This is a genomic window from Hyphomonas sp. L-53-1-40, assembly GCF_000682775.1.
GTDB lineage: Bacteria > Pseudomonadota > Alphaproteobacteria > Caulobacterales > Hyphomonadaceae > Hyphomonas.
Genome location: NZ_AWFI01000012.1, coordinates 283,422 through 300,281, shown reverse-complemented (window position 1 = coordinate 300,281; position 16,860 = coordinate 283,422). Strand labels below are relative to the sequence as shown.

Here is a 16,860-nt window from a genome sequence, read left to right as displayed (position 1 = left end):
TCAGTGCGCCTCCGCCCAGTTGCTTGCCGCGCGCGCATCGACAACCAGGGGCACAGATAGCTGGAGTGCCGGCCCGGCGGCCCCCTGCATTGTGGCCTTCACGGATTCGATCAGTTTGTCGGCCTCGGCCGCCGGGCATTCAAAGACAAGTTCATCATGCACCTGAAGCAGCATACGCGCAGACAGACCTGCTTTGGCCAGTACATCTGGCATGCGGATCATGGCGCGTTTGATGATGTCGGCAGCGGATCCCTGAATGGGCGCGTTGATGGCCTGGCGCTCAGCAAAGGAGCGCTGTGGTCCTTTGGACTTGATGCCAGAGAGATTGATTTTCCGTCCGTAGGCGGTGGTAACGTATCCATGCTCCTTAGCGAAAGCTTTGGTCTCGTCCATGTATGCGCGGATTCCGGGGAAGCGTTTGAAATAGGTTTTTATGTACTCGCTGGCTTCGCTCTGGGGAATGCCCAGCTGGCGTGCGAGGCCGAAGCCGGAAATGCCGTATATGATGCCAAAATTGATCGCCTTTGCCTGACGGCGGACCATGGGGTCCATGCCTTCGATAGGCACACCAAACATTTCGCTGGCCGTCATGGCATGAATGTCGAGGCCTTCCTTGAAGGCGCCCTTCAGCGTGTCGATGTCGGCTATGTGCGCCAGGATACGTAACTCGATCTGGCTGTAGTCCGCGCTAACCAGAACATTGCCCTTTTCGGCGACGAAGGCTTCGCGGATCTTGCGGCCCTCCTCGGTGCGAACGGGAATGTTTTGAAGGTTCGGATCTGTGGAGGACAGGCGACCAGTTTGGGCAACCGCCATCGAGTAACTGGTGTGCACGCGCCCCGTGGTGGGGTTGATCGCAGCTTGAAGTGCTTCAGTATAGGTGGAGCGGAGCTTGGAGAGGGTGCGCCAGTCGACAATCGTGCGGGGCAGGCCGTGGCCTTCAGCAGCGAGGCTTTCCAGCACGTCGGCATCCGTCTGCCAAGCGCCAGTCTTGGTCTTCTTGCCGCCTTCAAGACCCATCTCGTCGAACAGGATTTCCCCGAGCTGTTTGGGGCTGCCGATATTGAATTCGCGGCCAGCCTGTTCGTAGGCTTCGGCCTCCAGCGCGGCCATGCGCTGGGAGAAATCGGATGACAGGCGCGAGAGGTGATCGCGGTCTACCTTGATGCCTTCCTGCTCCATGCGGGCGAGCACCGGGACGAGCGGGCGTTCGAGCGCCTCGTAAACTGTCGTGACTTTCTCAGTGCGGAGTTCGGGCTTGAAGACTTGCCACAGGCGCAAGGTGATGTCGGCATCTTCGGCGGCGTATTCTGTGGCCTTGTCCAAGGCGATTCGGTCGAACGTCACCTGCGATTTTCCAGTGCCGGCAATCTCCTTGAACGGAATAGTGTTGTGCTGCAGGTATCGCTCCGACAGTGTGTCCATGCCGTGATTGTGCTTGCCCGCATTCAATACGTAAGACAGCAACATCGTGTCATCAATCGGCGCGACATTGATGTTGTGCGTGGCGAAGACCGAGAGGTCGTACTTGATATTCTGCCCGATCTTCAGGATCGCCGGATCTTCGAGCATCGGTTTCAGAGCGCGCAGTGCATCCTGCATGCGGATCTGCCGTGGCGGATCTGCGCCAAACATGTCTCCGTCGCCCGCATTGTTTGGATCGACGTGTGCGAGCGGAATGTAGCAGGCTTCATTCGGGGCGAGCGCCAGCGATACGCCGACAAGGTTGGCCGCGATGGAATCAAGACTGTCGGTCTCGGTGTCAACTGCAACATAGCCCTGTTTGGTGATGCGGGCGATCCACTCTTCCAGCTCTTCGAAATCGCGGACGCAGATATATTTGCTGCGATCGATCGGATCTTCTGCTGGCTGGGCGGACTCCAGGGTACCTTCGAGTTCCATCATTTCTCGCACGCGCCGTGTGATGGTGCGGAACTCCATTTCTTCCAGGAAATTGATCAGCGTGTCAGGGTCAGGGTCTTGCACAGCGAGGTCTTCGAGCGGCACGTCGAGGGGCACGTCGTCTTTCAGCGTCACCAATTGTTTGGAGATGCGGATCAGATCGGCATTGTCGATCAGGGTCTGGCGGCGTTTGGGCTGTTTGATTTCTTCAGCGCGTGCGAGCAACGTGTCGAGGTCGCCATATTCAACCAGCAGCTGAGCCGCAGTTTTCACGCCAATACCAGGTGCCCCGGGTACATTGTCGACACTGTCGCCAGCAAGTGACTGAATGTCGACGACCTGTTCCGGGCCGACGCCAAACTTTTCGAAGACTTGCTCGCGGCCCATCGTCTTGTTCTTCATCGTGTCGAGCATGATGACGCTGTCGGAGACAAGTTGCATCAAGTCCTTGTCAGATGAGACGATGGTGACGCGCGCGCCTTTCGCCTCAGCCTGACGGGCATAGGTGGCGATCAGATCGTCGGCTTCGAATCCTTCCTTCTCGATGGCATGGGCCGCGAAGGCTTCGGCGGCGCGGCGCACGAGCGGGAATTGGGGGCGCAGCTCTTCAGGAGGTTCTGAACGGTTGGCCTTGTACTGGTCGTACAGTTCATTGCGAAACGTGATCGAAGATTTGTCGAAGATGCAGGCGAAATGGGTAGGCCGCTCGTCGCCCTTCAGATCCTCCAGCAGCTTGAACAACATGTTGCAGAAGCCACTCACCGCGCCGATTGGCAGATCGTCGCTGGCCCGGGTCAGTGGGGGCAGGGCGTGGAAAGCGCGAAAAATGTATGCGCTGGCATCTACCAGGTAGAGGTGGCTGTCCTTGTTGACGGGGGCAGTGGCCATGGTTCGGGAATCCTTTGCTGGCCAAATGTGTAGCCCGTGTCATGCACGGCGTCACCCGTATGTGCCGATGGATTGCATCCCTGCCTGCATGGATTTGCTGAACGCGCATCCCCAGCGTAAACTCCTTCAAATAATCCTGGGAGGGAACCATGAGTGAAACACTGGAACCACAAGCCGCCGGTACACCCTGGCATCTCTGGGTCGTGGGAATTCTCGCGGTAGTGTGGAACGGATTTGGCGCGTTCGATTACACGGCCACAGTGACCCATTGGGCACCGTACATGTCGAACTTCACGGAAGAGCAGCGAGCCTTTTTCTATTCGTTTCCAGTCTGGCAGTATGTCATCTGGGCATTCGGCGTCTGGGGCGCGTTGATCGGATCCATTCTGCTCCTGTTGCGCAGCCGGTTTGCCGTTTGGGCGTTCTTGATATCGCTGCTGGCCGCGCTCGTATCCATGGTTCATGGGATGTGGCTGAAAGATGTTCCGGAAGGAGCTTCAAATCCCGCGTTTGCGGCAGTCATCATCCTGATTGGTGCCTTGTTGCTTGCATATGCGTGGCGGATGACGCGACGCGGAGTCTTGCGCTAGCCGGAATTCGACCTAGCCTCCCGGTCAAGACATGGGAGGATAAAAATGACTGAGATGAACAAGAGCTGGGTTTTGCGTCAGCGGCCTGTAGGTGACCTGAAGGAGGGAGACCTCGAACTGGTCGAGTCTCCGCTTGTGCCGTTGGAAGAGGGTGAAGTGCGAACCCGCCTGATTTACCTGTCCCTCGACCCGACCAATCGCATCTGGATGAGCGATGTGGATGGTTATCTGCCGCCCGTCGGCATCGGGGATGCCATGCGTGGCGGCGGTCTGGCCGTGGTCACCGAAAGCCGTTTTGACGGGCTGAAGGAAGGAGACATCGTAAACACGGGTCTCGGAACCTGGTCGCTCTATTCGAATCTGCCCGGCAGTTCGCTGAACGCATTGCCCCGCCTGCCCGGCGTACCGCTGACGGCCTATATGGGGCCGCTCGGTGCAACTGGCATGACGGCCTATTTCGGACTGATGGATATTGCGAAGCCAAAGGCTGGCGAGACGGTGGTCGTCTCTGCGGCGGCCGGCGCAGTCGGCTCCATGGTGGGACAGATTGCAAAGATCCAGGGCTGCCGGGTTGTTGGCATCGCGGGCAGTGACGAGAAATGCAAATGGCTGACCGAGGTGGCCGGCTTCGATGCTGCGATAAACTACAAGACGGAAGACGTTGGGGCAGCGCTCGACAAGCACTGTCCGAAGGGAATCGACGTCAATTTCGAGAATGTCGGCGGCAAAATCATGGATGAAGTGATTGCCCGTCTGAATGATTTCTCGCGCATGCCGCTATGCGGACTGATCAGCACCTATAATGCGACTGACCCGGTGCCGGGACCGTACAATTTCTCGAACCTGTTGATGCGCCGGACTTTGCTGAAAGGGTTCATCGTGATCGATTACTTCCCGCGGTTTCCGGAAGGTATTCAGCAGATGGCGGAATGGTTGATGGCAGGCAAGATCAAGTTCGAGGCGGACATTGTCGATGGTCTGGAAAATGCACCAGCCAGCTTGTCGCGTCTCTTCGAAGGCAAGAATCTAGGCAAACTGATGGTCCAGGTCAGCGAGCCACCAGCTGCCTGAGTTAACCTAAGTTCAGGTGGCGTTCAGCTTGCCCCTGTATGTCTGACTGCAGACGAGGCTGGGGTTGAGGGACGCAGGCTTGTCGGGTGTAGGAGGAATTCGGCGCGTGTCGCTGGATTCCTCTACAGGACCAGCGGAGCGATCCAGTAGCCTACCGCAGCGATGATCACGATACCTGCCAGATTGATGTAGAAGCCCTTGCGGATCATCTGCTGGATGGTGATGTGGCCCGTGCCATAGACGATGGCGTTTGGTGCGGTGGCAACCGGCAGCATGAAGGCGCACGACGCCGCCACGGCGGCCGGGCCGAGCAGGCTCTCCGGAGCTGTGCCGAGCGCAACAGCGAGCGAACCCAGCACGGGTGCAAGCGTGGTCATTGTGGCCACATTTGAGGTGACTTCCGTCAGGAAGATGACCAGAGCAACCACAATAACAATGAAGACCAGCGGCGGGAGCACGTCCAGAACACGCAAATTCTCGCCGATCCATTCCGACAGTCCGGTGCGGGAAATGGCTTTGCCCATTGCGATGCCGCCACCAAACAGCAGCAACACGCCCCACGGAATCTGTTCAGCTTCCTGCCAGTTGAGCAGGCCACGATCTTCACCGCCGCCCGCCGGGACCAGAAACATGAGTACCCCGCCGAAGATCGCGATCATCATGTCGACTTCCGCGCCCCCATAATTCGCGAGCAACTCTATTCCAGACGCTTCGAGGAATAGCTGAAGTGGCAGTCTGAGCAGCCATAGAGTGGCCGTGATCCCGAATACGATTGCGACGCGGGTTTCTTGAACGGTCATTCTGCCAATGTCGGTAAGCTGGGATTTGACGTGAGCGGACACAGCTTCTGCATTTTCGGAGCGGACGGGCATACCGCGTGTGACATTCCACCATGCGACCGGCAATAGTAGCGCCATGGCCGGCAGGCCAAAGGCCATCCATTGTGCGAACCCGATATGAGCGCCCGCTTCGGTCTGCAGCCAGCTGATCGCAATCAAATTGGTCGGTGTGCCGATCGGGGTGGCGACCCCACCGATGGAGGCCGCGTAGCAAACACCGAGCAGGAGTGCCGTGGTGAAGTGTTTTGAAACATTCCCAAGCACGGCGCTGGCTGAGATGGCGATGGGTACCATCATCAATGTCGAGGCCGTATTGGATATCCACATCGACAGGACGGCCGTTGCGAGCATGAAGCCGAAGACAATGGCCCCGGGCGACGTGCCCACCCGGCTGATAACGTTGAGTGCAATCCGTTTGTGCAGGTTCCAGCGTTCAATGCCGAGGGCAACGATGAAGCCTCCGAGCAACAGGATGACAATATGGTTGGCATAATCACTGCCCGTCTGGGCAGGTGAGCCCGCTCCAACGAGCGGCAAAACAAAAAGCGGCAACAGAGAGGTGGCAGGTATGGGAATGGCCTCGGTGGCCCACCAGACCGCCATAAGCACCATCAGGGCTCCCGTGCCCCAAGCCGCATGGCTGAGGCCTTCCGGTGGGCCGAACAGCAACATGAGCGCGGCCAGGGCAGGGCCCAGCATCAATCCGATTTTGCGAGCCCCCAATTCCACGCTCTTATTCCCCCATAGCCTCAAACCCTGCCCGGAGATCGGCAATCAGGTCATCTGCGGTCTCCAAACCGACATGTATGCGGAGCAGAGGGCCGACCTTTTGGTCAATCCAGTGGCCTTTTGATCGTTTCAATTGCGGGTCGCACGGGATGATCAGGCTTTCAAAACCGCCCCAGGAAAAGCCCATCGAAAACAGTTCCAATGCGTCAAAGAAGCGTTTCAGGCCTTCTGGGCTGACCGTGTTGAGAATGACGGAAAACAGGCCGTTTGAGCCAGTGAAGTCGCGCTTCCAGATGACATGGTCCGGATGCTGTTCGAGTGCCGGGTGCAGGACTTGAGAGACTTCCGGGCGTTCAGACAACCAATTCGCGATCCTGAGACCAGCGGCCTCGTGCGCATCCATGCGCGTCTTCAGGCTGCGCAAGCCGCGCAAGGCCGTGTAAGCATCATCCGGGCCCAGGCTGATGCCCCAATCATCTCCGCAGTCGATAATGTCTTGCGCCACGCGCTTGTCGCGGCTCATGACAGCGCCGCCAAACACGTCCGCATGGCCAACCGCATATTTTGTCAACGCCTGGACAGAAATGTCCACGCCGAGGTCCAGTGGCTTGTGCAGAATTCCAGCGCCCCATGTATTATCGAGAATGGTGCGAATACCACGCTGCTGCGCCACGTCCACAATGGCAGGCGTATCGCTGATCTCGAAGGTGAGTGAGCCCGGAGATTCCAGGTAAATTACGCGCGTGTTGGGTTTGATCAGGTTAGAAATGGTTGCGCCACATCGCGGATCGAAGCGCGTCGCCTCTACCCCCATTTTTTCCAATCGACGATCAAGATAGCGCGCGGTGGGGCCATAGGCGGAGTCGGTGAAAAGGATGTGATCCCCGGCTTTTACCTGGCTGCCGATGGCAAGCGCGCAGGCCTGTAATCCGTTCGAGGTCAGTTTTGCGAAGGTCGCATTCTCAAGTACGCAAAGTGCGTCTTCAAGTTCACGATGAACCGCCAGGCCCATACGGCCGTAGCCGGGCTTCGCGCCATAGAGGTCTGAGGATGTATCAAACAGGAGTGTGGACGCCCGCTCAATGGGGGGATTGACGGTTTTCTGGGCCAACCGGCGGCCACGCGTATGGATGAGACGTGTCGCAGTGTCCTTTGTCATACTGTGCCAGTGGCGACGGGACGGGATGCGTCAGACGCCCATTCCGCCCACGATCCATCATAGACCGCGACGTCCCAATTACCGAGTCGGGCCAGCGCGAGCGCCGTGACAGCGGCAGACACGCCAGACCCGCAGGTCGCGATTGTGGGCGCGAGGGGATTTGGAAACAGTTTGCCAAGTTCCTCGGCGGATTTCATCCTGCCGTCTTCCGTGCGGAGTTCGCCGGAGGGCAGGCAAATGCTGCCTGGGATGTGACCGGAGGGAAGCCCCTCTCTCGGCTCGGGAGCCTCGCCGGAGAAACGCTCGGCCGAGCGGGAGTCTATGATGTTGTGGGAGCTGTTCGCAGATGCTGCAAGCACTTGGCCTGCATCCTTCAGCAGATCGGACCGGACGCGCGCTGTGAAATGGCGTTCGACGGCCACCGGTGGCAGGTCCTCGATCTCGCCACCAGCATCCGTCCAGGCCTTGAGCCCACCATCAAGTACTTTTACGTCGCGTTGGCCCATTACGCGCAACATCCACCATACGCGAGCCGAGGCGAAGAAGTTGAACTGGTCATAGACGATGATCCGGTTGCCGTCTCCCAGGCCGAGCTTGCGCGCACGCGACGAGAACATGACGGGATCGGGCAGCATGTGCGGCAGATCGGTTCCGCCTGCCTTGATGGCGTCGATGTCGAAATAGACGGCGCCGGGAATGTGTCCTTCAGCCCATGCCTGGCGCCCCGTCTTCTCGGGATTGAGGAAGGGAGGGAACCAGGTTGCGTCCACGACCCGGACGTCTGGCGCAGAGATATGTTCTTTCAGCCATTCGGCTGTGACAAGCGGGTCTCCGGATTCCATAATTCAAGCCTCCATCCATGCGGGAACCGGCAGATCCTTCGATCTCAGGAAATCGGGATTGTAGAGTTTCGACTGGTATCGATTGCCATAGTCGCAGAGCACCGTGACGATTGTGTGCCCGGGCCCCAGATCCTTCGCCATCTGAACGGCCCCGGCGACATTGATTCCCGCAGAGCCGCCAAGACACAGACCCTCATTTTGAACGAGGCCGAAAAGGATGTTGAGCGCTTCCTCATCCGTACAGCGATAAGCGCGATCCACTTCAATACCTTCAAGATTGGCTGTGATGCGACCTTGTCCGACACCTTCAGTGATTGAGGTGCCTTCGGATTTCAACTCACCGTTCTTGTAGTATTCATACATAGCAGCCCCGCCGGGATCTGCGACACCGATCTGAATGTCCTTGTTCTTTTCCTTTAGTGCGAGCGATACACCGCCGAGCGTGCCGCCAGATCCGACCGCGCAGATGAAAGCGTCAAGCTTGCCATCGGTTTGGGTCCAGATTTCCTGACCAGTGGTGTCGTAGTGGGCCTTGCGGTTCGAGATATTGTCGAACTGGTTTGCCCAGATCGCGCCGTTTGGTTCCGACTTGGCAAGGTCTTCGGCCAGACGCTTCGAGAAGTGCTGGTAGTTGTTTGGGTTCTTGTAGGGGACCGCATCGACCTCGATCAGCTCTGCGCCGAGTAGGCGGATTGCATCCTTTTTCTCCTGGCTTTGCGTGCGTGGCATCACGATGACCACGCGGTAGCCGAGTGCTGCGCCGACCAATGCGAGCCCGATGCCGGTGTTTCCAGCCGTTCCTTCGACAATGGTGCCGCCGGGTTTCAGCTCTCCAGCCGCTTCAGCGTCGCGAACAATGCCCAGTGCCGGCCGGTCTTTCACAGACTGCCCCGGATTGAGAAACTCGCATTTGCCGAGGATTTCGCAGCCGGTTTCGTCAGATGCCTGGTTCAGGCGAAGCAGGGGGGTGTTGCCGATAAGGTCGATCACCGAGCGATGAAACTTCATCAGATTAGGTCCGATTCTGGTCAATTTTCTTTGGGACGAAGCTAGTGCGGCGCAGAGGTTTTCACAACCGTTGTGAGTCCCACAGGGCCCGTGTGATCCAATTCGTGCCGGTCTGCGTAAGAAGCATGAATAGACCAACCGAGACAGGACCGCCTGCTTGACCCACACCGACACCTATATTGCTTTCATGATGGACCATGCCGCCGGGAACCATCCGGAGTCCTTTGCTGTGGCGGGGGACCTGCACATTTCACTGAGTGAGAGGGGGGCTGAGACCGCGCATCTCTGGTCAATGATCGGCGGTGTGATGCTGGAACGATCTGACCCGATACTTGCCGACCCGGCCCAGCAGAGTTCGAGAACTGGTCGCGCCCGATGGTCAGGTCTCTCAGCTGATGAGGTCCTGTTCCAATCATCTGGCGATTTGAGCTGGCGGCGCGGTTTCTCCGGCGTTCAATATGCATCTGCAGGCACGCCGGGGACAAAGTTCATGAAACTTGAGCCCGGTCAAAGCGCACCGATGCACGGTCATGGTGGGCTTGAGGCAACCGTCGTCCTGTCCGGGCGTTTTACTGACGGTTATGGCACATATTCTCGCGGTGACCTTGTGCTCGGCGAACCCGGCATGCGTCACAAGCCCGCCGCTGTGGGAGACGAAAGTTGTATCTGCTTTGTCGCCCATCGGCCCAACAGGTTCTGGAGTTTTTTTCAATGAAGCATTTTCTGGGAGCCATTCTTGTATCGGCCGCGATGTTTAGCACACCCGCCGTCGCGAAAACGTCGGATGCGAGTTGGGCACCAAAGCCGGGCGACGTGATCGAGTTTGATGTACTGCGCAAGGGCAAGCCGTTCGGCTCGCACTCCGTCAAGTTTGGGCAGGATAGCCAGGGGCGCCTGACCGCAACGACTGATGTGAACCTCAAAGCCGGTCTGGGGCCTATCACCGTTTTCAAGTATGAACTCGACGCCACTGAAGTGTGGGAGGATGGACAGCTCGTTTCTCTCACCGGTCAGGTCGACGATGATGGCGATGAAGGGTCGGTGAAAGCTGTGCGCAGCGGTGATGGGTTGGAGGTCGATGGCACAGAGTACGACGGTGTTGTTGCAGGCTCAATCGTGCCTTCAAGTCATTGGAACTTTGCTGCCACGAATTCCTCAAAACTACTGTCGACCGGCAATGGAGAAATATTGGAGGTCACGGTCTCGGAACAGGGGAACGAGACCATACGTGTGGCGGGTGAAGAGATCGAGACCACGCGGTATCTGTTGGATTCTGATATTGATGTTACGCTGTGGTATGATCGAGCTGGACGTTGGATGAAGTTGGCCTTCGAAGCGCGTGGTCAGGACATTGAATACGTTTTGGCGAAGCCATACTGATTTCGCTACCGCATGTCAGCTCTGACACTCATTCTTGGCGATCAGCTAACGCCCGACTTATCATCTCTCTCTGATTTCGATCCGTCTACAGATACTGTTTTGATGGCTGAAGTCATGGAAGAGGCGACCTATGTAGGCCACCACAAGAAGAAGCTGGCATTTGTATTCTCTGCCATGCGCCACTTCGCCGAGGAGTTGGAAGCAACGGGTGTATCGGTTCGCTATGTCAAATTGACGGATCCAGAGAATGAAGGCTCATTGCGCGGTGAAGTAGCACGTGCTCTGGACGCCGATCCTGGGATCGACACCTTGATCATCACGAAACCCGGCGAATGGCGCCTGTTGAGCGATATGGAGGTGTGGGCCAACATCTTCGATGTAGAAGTGGAACTGCGCGACGACACGCGGTTCATCGCGACACTGAGTGAATTTTCGAACTGGGCATCCCGTCGCAAGCAGTTGCGGATGGAGTATTTTTACCGTGAAATGAGACAGAAGACAGGTCTGCTCATGGAGGGAGACAGCCCCGCTGGCGGCAAATGGAATTATGATCAGGAAAACCGCAAACGGCTGCCGAAGTCAAAGGTCACTCCCCAAAGATGGTTCTGCCAGCCAGACCAGGTTACGCAAGACGTGCTCGATATGGTCGCGCACAGGTTTCCAGACAATTTCGGAGATTTGGAACCCTTCGTGTTCGGAGTCACACGTCACGATGCCGAGGCCGCTCGCGATGCTTTCATGGCGGAGATCCTGCCTGGCTTTGGAGACTACCAGGATGCCATGGCAAAGAATGAGCCGTGGATGTGGCATTCAATCCTCTCGATTTATCTGAATGTCGGTTTGTTGGATCCGCTGGATTTGTGTGAACGCGCTGAGGCGGAATGGAAATCCGGCCGTGCGCCGCTCAATGCTGTGGAAGGCTTCATTCGGCAAATCCTTGGCTGGCGCGAATACGTGCGGGGGCTCTACTGGTGGAAGGGCCCTAAGTACAGAAAGAGCAATTTTATGAATGCCCGAAATGAGCTTCCTGATTTCTACTGGACCGGCGAAACCGACATGTCCTGTCTGGCCGATGCGCTGGGGCAGACCATTCGGCATGCTTATGCCCATCATATTCAACGCCTCATGATCACGGGAAATTTTGCGCTGCTCGCGGGCATCCATCCGGACCACGTCAATGATTGGTACATGAGTGTTTATGCCGACGCGTACGAATGGGTGGAGCTGCCGAATACGCATGGAATGGCGCTCTTTGCAGACGGGGGTGTGATTGCGTCGAAGCCTTACGCTGCCAGTGCAAACTATATAAACAAGATGTCGGATTATTGCGCCGGGTGTCGTTACAATTCCAAAACCCGGACCGATGAGGACTCGTGTCCCTTCAATACGCTTTATTGGGACTTCCTGATCCGCCATTCCAAACGATTGCAGGGTAATCCCCGCATGTCATTGCTCATGAAAAATGCGATAAAAATGCCGGATCGTGAACGTGATCTGATACAGCGGCGAGCCAGAACCGTATTGAAATCCTTGAATATTTATCCAACCAAAGATTGATGACTTACGCATCGTTACCGGTTTCAGAGAATTTTCGACGTCACACTACACTGATTTTCACCTCCGTGGCTTAGACATGCTGACAATGGTGATTCCGAGAAGTCGGATGAATTCCGGGGTGGACGCATGAAACTGTTGGCTATGAAGGATAGCGGCGATGGGCCGCTGTCCGAGATCGTTAGGGACTCGGACGACGAACGAAAGCATGAGGCGGCCTGGCGAGAAAGCCAGCTGGAAATCGTGGGCACGATCACGATTCCTCTGGTTCTGGCCAACCTCATCAATGCGTCGGTTGTCTGGCTGTCCTTCAAGGAGACGCCAGCGGACTTTGCCTTGTCTGTATGGCTCGTCTGTATCGCCGCGATATGCGCAGCGGCTTTTGTTACGAACAAGGTTCGAACCTACCGGCCCAGCGATCTTGCGATCGCGCGCAAGGTGATGAGGGAATATACGTTTGTTGCGGCGATTGCCGGACTTCTTTGGGCGTCGGTACCTATCATTGTGATGAATGTCACGGATAGCTATGGCCAGATGATTGTGGGCGTCGTTCTGGCTGGAGTCATGTTCACCGGTGCGCTCCTGATGTCGCGTCTGCCCAAGGCAGCCTTTGCCTTTATTGTTCCGATCGGACTGGGACTGGTTGCGGAAATGCAGTTTCAGCAAAATCCAAAATATCAGTATACATCTATTTTGACGTTGGCTTATGTCGCGATACTCATCCTAGCCATTCGCTGGTCGCATCGCCAGTTCGTGCTCAAAAGCATCAACGAAACGGCGGTTAGAGAGCAGTCGCATCTGATTGGGTTGCTGTTGAGGGATTTTGAGGAAAGTACGTCCGATTGGCTCTGGCAAACTGACGCCAGAGGCGTGCTTGTAGACATTCCTCTCGTGTTTGAGGGCGCTGAGCATGACAATGGTGACCTAACGCTTGGCAATCTGTTGGTCGATCAGTTCGAGGCGGACGATTCTACCAGAGTGCTCAATACCAGCCTCATGCGCCGCCAGGGCTTTCGCGATATCGCCATGAGGCTCAAAGGTTCAGAGACCGAACGCTGGTTGTCCCTTACCGGGAAGCCAATCTTCAATGATGGCAAGTTCCGAGGCTTCCGCGGGGTGGCATCGGACATCACCCAGTCCAAGGAAATAGAAGACCGTATTGCCTTTATGGCGCATTATGACGGGCTGACGGGTCTGCCAAACCGGATGAACATGCAGGAGCGACTGGAAAAGGCGCTCCGCAAACCGGATATTGAAACAGTCCAAAGAGCGTTGGTTTGGCTCGATCTGGATAATTTCAAATGGGTGAACGATACGCTGGGCCATCCGGCGGGTGATGAGCTCTTGCAGCATGTCTCCGGTCGTCTGAACGAATTGAGCGGCGATCATGACATGGTGGCGCGGATCAGTGGTGACGAGTTCGCCATGATCGTTCAGCGTCCGACGATGGGCGACCTCGAACTCTTTTTCGACGAGATAACCGAACGCCTGAGCGAGCCCTATGACCTGTGGGGGTCGACCGCCAATTGCTCCGCGTCGGTAGGTGTCAGGATGTTCGATCCGTACACGAAAGATGCCCGCACCATGCTGAAGCATGCTGACTTGGCGCTCTATCAGGCCAAGAAGCTCGGAAAGTCCACTTGGTGCATGTTCACACCCGCGCTCGACGAACGCGCGCGAGCCCATTTGCAAGTCGAGGCCGATTTGCATTCCGCGCTGGAGCACAGCGAGTTCGAACTTCATTTCCAGCCCCAAGTTGATGCTCACACACATGATGTGGTGGGATGCGAAGCCTTGCTGCGATGGAACCACCCTGAGCGGGGCCTGGTTTATCCCGGCGACTTCATTGAGCACGCAGAAGACAATGGTCTGATTACCCGGATCGGAGACTGGGTCATTCGGGCGGCTTTGGCAGAGGCGCGTCGTCTGCCCAATCATGTCAAAGTTTCGGTGAATATCTCGCCGTTGCAAATACACTCATCCAATTTGATGACGACCATCGTGAATGCGATTGCTGCCAACAAGATCGATCCGCGACGGCTCGAGCTTGAGATCACGGAAACGGTCCTGATGTCGGACACAAATTTCACGCTCAAGCGCCTTCACAAACTGAAGGAGATCGGCGTCGGCATTGCGCTTGATGATTTCGGCACAGGCTATTCTTCTCTGTCTTATTTGCGGAGCTTTCCGTTCGACAAGATCAAGATCGACAAGAGCTTCGTGCGAGACATTGAAAGCCGATCAGACAGCCGTTCTATCACGCAAGCCACCATCGCACTGGCGCACTCACTGGGCATGCGGTGCACAGCGGAGGGTGTCGAGACGCATTTTCAAGCAGAGTTCCTGCGTGACATTGGATGCCAGGAATTGCAGGGTTTCTTCATCAGCCGGGCCAAGCCGCTCGACAAACTTCACCATATTATCGACCTTCTACCTGCCGATTTTGCATCACCCAAGCGGGAGTCGGATGACGCGACCGCAGCCGATAATACTATCCAGTTCCCAGCGGCGAAGTCCGCCCAAGCCTGATCCCTGGATTTCAGTTTTCGTTTGAAGTGTCGGCCTCTTTTTTCTTGCGATTGTTCAACAAGCCGCCGAGCGCTTTGATCGCTACATCTTCAGCAGATGTCTCGGCAGGCGCGTCGTCCGTCGGAGCTTCTGGGTCAGGCTTCTTGATGCCAAGGAGTCCGCCGATGACATCTTCGGTGCTGCCGGAGCCTGCTGAGTTGGAGACACCAAGCTCTTCCAACACACGGGAGCCCAACTCTGCCTTGAACGCAGAGCTTACGCCGCTCAGATCTGGTGTGACTTTCGGATTCGTCCACGCGCCCGATATGCGGATCGGAACTGGAATGCCGTTCAATTGCACCACGCTGCCCTGACCTTGGGCCGATTTGTCCACACTGGTTGCAAGGCGCAGGTCCATGGACTGTCCTGCCAGATTGATCTGTCCGGTCCCATCTACGCCCAGAATGGGACTCAGCAGTTTCATCACATCCACATTCGCAACGCCGTCATTCACTTTCAAAACAGTGTTGAAGCTCGAAAAATCAGTCTCGGCATTCTGCGATAAGGCTTCGCCAAAATTGAGTTCCTGAATCGAGCCTGTCGCTATGGCCTGCTTGAGAGAGGAGGCGCTTCGTACCAAGGCTGCAACATTCAGGCCTTTGACAACACCATCCGAAAGGCTCGTGGAGACCTCTCCGTCAATTGCCTGCATGATTGCGTCAATGGATGTACCAGACGACTGCGCAGAAACCTTGAATTGTCCTGTTCCTGTGAGGCTGTCGAATCCGGCCAACGTTCCGAGCAGATTTGCGACGGCAACATTCTGGCCCTGCATGTCGAAGCCGACTTTCGGTGTTGCGGGTCGGGCATCCACAGTCAGCTTGCCCAACCAATTTCCGCTGAAGGCTTTGAATTGCGACAAGTCTGCTGTCAGCAAGCCATCGATCAGGTCGACGTCCATGACAGCATCGGTCAGTTCGACATCACCAATGGTAAGCGATCCGACCTCAAGGCTGAGGTTTGCGTTCACTGATTTCAGCCCGGACAGTTCGAGCGTTTCATCACTCCATGGCTGAATTCCCTGTGTGGTCTTCTCCGGATCTGACTCTCCCATAAAGGGTGTGAGGTCCAGAGCGGGTACGCTGAGATCGCCGATAATGCGCGGTGTTGTCGCCGACACATCAATCCCCGCCTGTCCGGTGCCCCTCAATGCATCTAGCGACAGGTTCAAATTGTTGACCATGACGGACTTGAATGTGCCGTTTGCCGTACCGGAGACGGCGAAGGTCTGGAGTGTATCACCCGGGGCCAGTTCAATTGCCGCAGCGCTCAGCAAGTCACGCATTCTGTCGCTGGCGATGGAGAGGGTGCCGGCAACAGTCCCATCACCATTGAGCGAAACGGATCCCTCATATGACGCGCTCAACAGATCACTGTCATGGGTCAATATGAGTTCGGTAAGTGACGGGGAGGTGAGCGCGCCGGACGCCTTGCCAGCAACTTGTAAACGACCCAGGGCTGAGCGTGCCGGCACATCCAATTCGAATCTCTGTGTAAGCGCGGCCAGATTTGCCACCACGGCTTCGAATGCGCCGTCCATACTCGGTGCGTCACCAAGTTGGACGCTGCCATCGTATTTGATGTTTGCCAGGTCGGATGCCAAATCCAGCCGGGCCTGAGCGGGCAAATTACGGGTGAGCGCTTCGGGCGCATCCAGCCAGATGTCGACGGTGAAGGCTTGCTCCTGAAACCGGCCGCTGGCTGTCGCACTGAGAGGCTGGTCCATGCCTCGCAGAGATGCTTCCAGGTCGAGTTCGGACAATTTGTATGTTTCGCCAGATTGGTCGTCCTGAAAGGTGAGCGAAGCGTTCTTGAGGATTGCCGATTCGATTCCCGCATCGAATGAACCATTTGTCCCTTCAGATGGTGGCGATGCCGCTTCTGAAGAGGCGAACTCCCAGTTCGTATTTCCACCGGCTTTGCGCTGAAGGAACACATCTGCATCCACGAAGGCGATTTCCTGCACGTCCACGCGGCGCGACAGCAGCGGCATCCATTTGACCGAGCCGCGCAACGCACCTGCCTCAATCATGTTCGGTGTGGCAAATCCGTCGGGATTGGCAACGCTCACCTGTTCGACCGAGGCCGATATGCGCGGAAACACGGATATTTTCACATCGCCTGCGAGCGTCACGTCACGTTGCAACGCGTTGGTCGCCGCATTCTCAATCTGATTCTTGTAAACCGATTTCGGAATGAAGAAGGGCACTGAAAAGGCTGCGATAATCAGCAGTGCTACGATGCCGGAAACAATTAGGAGAACGCGCTTCATGGAATAACCTCAGGACTGGGAGTCTAACCTGATATGGGAATATGGCTTGGGAATGACA

The 16,860-nt window shown here is 56.6% G+C and carries 12 protein-coding genes; 6 read left to right on the top strand and 6 right to left on the bottom strand.

The features are described 5' to 3' along the window. A complete protein-coding gene (gene polA, locus L53_RS07320) occupies positions 1-2,790 on the bottom strand; it encodes a DNA polymerase I (protein WP_034813731.1) in 2,790 nt (929 codons plus the stop codon). 149 nt (positions 2,791-2,939) lie between these two features. Between polA and L53_RS07315 the strand changes: the two genes are divergently transcribed. Then, complete coding sequence (locus L53_RS07315) at positions 2,940-3,380, top strand: hypothetical protein (protein ID WP_034813727.1); 441 nt, start codon at positions 2,940-2,942, stop codon at positions 3,378-3,380. 54 nt (positions 3,381-3,434) lie between these two features. Then, positions 3,435-4,451, top strand: coding sequence for a zinc-binding dehydrogenase (locus tag L53_RS07310; protein ID WP_198019777.1), 1,017 nt, complete (start codon positions 3,435-3,437; stop codon positions 4,449-4,451). Between the two features lie 122 nt (positions 4,452-4,573). Here the strand turns inward: L53_RS07310 and L53_RS07305 are convergent, their stop codons facing one another. The 4 genes from L53_RS07305 to L53_RS07290 are packed head-to-tail and all read right to left on the bottom strand — an operon-like array spanning position 4,574 to position 9,028. Further along, positions 4,574-6,013 carry a DASS family sodium-coupled anion symporter gene (locus L53_RS07305; protein ID WP_156947846.1) on the bottom strand — a complete coding sequence of 480 codons (1,440 nt, stop codon included), beginning with the start codon at positions 6,011-6,013 and terminating at the stop codon, positions 4,574-4,576. 10 nt (positions 6,014-6,023) lie between these two features. Next, complete coding sequence (gene metC / locus L53_RS07300) at positions 6,024-7,178, bottom strand: cystathionine beta-lyase (protein WP_034813718.1); 1,155 nt, start codon at positions 7,176-7,178, stop codon at positions 6,024-6,026. After that, positions 7,175-8,020 carry a sulfurtransferase gene (locus L53_RS07295; protein WP_034813714.1) on the bottom strand — a complete coding sequence of 282 codons (846 nt, stop codon included), beginning with the start codon at positions 8,018-8,020 and terminating at the stop codon, positions 7,175-7,177. Before L53_RS07295 ends, metC begins: the two co-directional genes overlap by 4 nt. Positions 8,021-8,023: 3 nt before the next feature. After that, the gene (locus L53_RS07290; RefSeq protein WP_034813710.1) at positions 8,024-9,028 is read right to left on the bottom strand and encodes a cysteine synthase A; all 1,005 of its coding nucleotides are present in this window, start codon (positions 9,026-9,028) and stop codon (positions 8,024-8,026) included. A gap of 157 nt (positions 9,029-9,185) precedes the next feature. Between L53_RS07290 and L53_RS07285 the strand changes: the two genes are divergently transcribed. The 4 genes from L53_RS07285 to L53_RS07270 all read left to right on the top strand — a co-directional run bounded on the left by L53_RS07285 (position 9,186) and on the right by L53_RS07270 (position 14,491). Next, positions 9,186-9,743 (top strand): cupin domain-containing protein, encoded by a 558-nt coding sequence (locus L53_RS07285; protein WP_034813706.1) that lies wholly within the window; start codon positions 9,186-9,188, stop codon positions 9,741-9,743. Next, positions 9,740-10,408: a DUF6134 family protein gene (locus L53_RS07280; RefSeq protein ID WP_034813703.1), complete on the top strand. Its 669-nt coding sequence runs from the start codon at positions 9,740-9,742 to the stop codon at positions 10,406-10,408. Before L53_RS07285 ends, L53_RS07280 begins: the two co-directional genes overlap by 4 nt. Before the next feature lie 12 nt (positions 10,409-10,420). Then, positions 10,421-11,965, top strand: coding sequence for a cryptochrome/photolyase family protein (locus L53_RS07275; RefSeq protein ID WP_034813700.1), 1,545 nt, complete (start codon positions 10,421-10,423; stop codon positions 11,963-11,965). 126 nt (positions 11,966-12,091) lie between these two features. Then, a complete protein-coding gene (locus tag L53_RS07270; RefSeq protein ID WP_084333213.1) occupies positions 12,092-14,491 on the top strand; it encodes a bifunctional diguanylate cyclase/phosphodiesterase in 2,400 nt (799 codons plus the stop codon). A gap of 10 nt (positions 14,492-14,501) precedes the next feature. Here L53_RS07270 and L53_RS07265 read toward each other — a convergent pair whose 3' ends face one another. Further along, positions 14,502-16,802 (bottom strand): AsmA family protein, encoded by a 2,301-nt coding sequence (locus tag L53_RS07265; protein WP_034813697.1) that lies wholly within the window; start codon positions 16,800-16,802, stop codon positions 14,502-14,504. Positions 16,803-16,860 lie beyond the last annotated feature (58 nt).

Excerpts from the sequence above, each read along its gene's own strand:
- L53_RS07310 (WP_198019777.1), top strand. The coding sequence starts at position 3,435 with ATGAACAAGAGCTGGGTTTTGCGTCAGCGGCCTGTAGGTGACCTGAAG.
- polA (WP_034813731.1), bottom strand. The coding sequence starts at position 2,790 with ATGGCCACTGCCCCCGTCAACAAGGACAGCCACCTCTACCTGGTAGAT.
- metC (WP_034813718.1), bottom strand. The coding sequence starts at position 7,178 with ATGACAAAGGACACTGCGACACGTCTCATCCATACGCGTGGCCGCCGG.
- L53_RS07315 (WP_034813727.1), top strand. The coding sequence starts at position 2,940 with ATGAGTGAAACACTGGAACCACAAGCCGCCGGTACACCCTGGCATCTC.
- L53_RS07290 (WP_034813710.1), bottom strand. The coding sequence starts at position 9,028 with ATGAAGTTTCATCGCTCGGTGATCGACCTTATCGGCAACACCCCCCTG.
- L53_RS07275 (WP_034813700.1), top strand. The coding sequence starts at position 10,421 with ATGTCAGCTCTGACACTCATTCTTGGCGATCAGCTAACGCCCGACTTA.
- L53_RS07265 (WP_034813697.1), bottom strand. The coding sequence starts at position 16,802 with ATGAAGCGCGTTCTCCTAATTGTTTCCGGCATCGTAGCACTGCTGATT.
- L53_RS07270 (WP_084333213.1), top strand. The coding sequence starts at position 12,092 with ATGAAACTGTTGGCTATGAAGGATAGCGGCGATGGGCCGCTGTCCGAG.
- L53_RS07280 (WP_034813703.1), top strand. The coding sequence starts at position 9,740 with ATGAAGCATTTTCTGGGAGCCATTCTTGTATCGGCCGCGATGTTTAGC.
- L53_RS07295 (WP_034813714.1), bottom strand. The coding sequence starts at position 8,020 with ATGGAATCCGGAGACCCGCTTGTCACAGCCGAATGGCTGAAAGAACAT.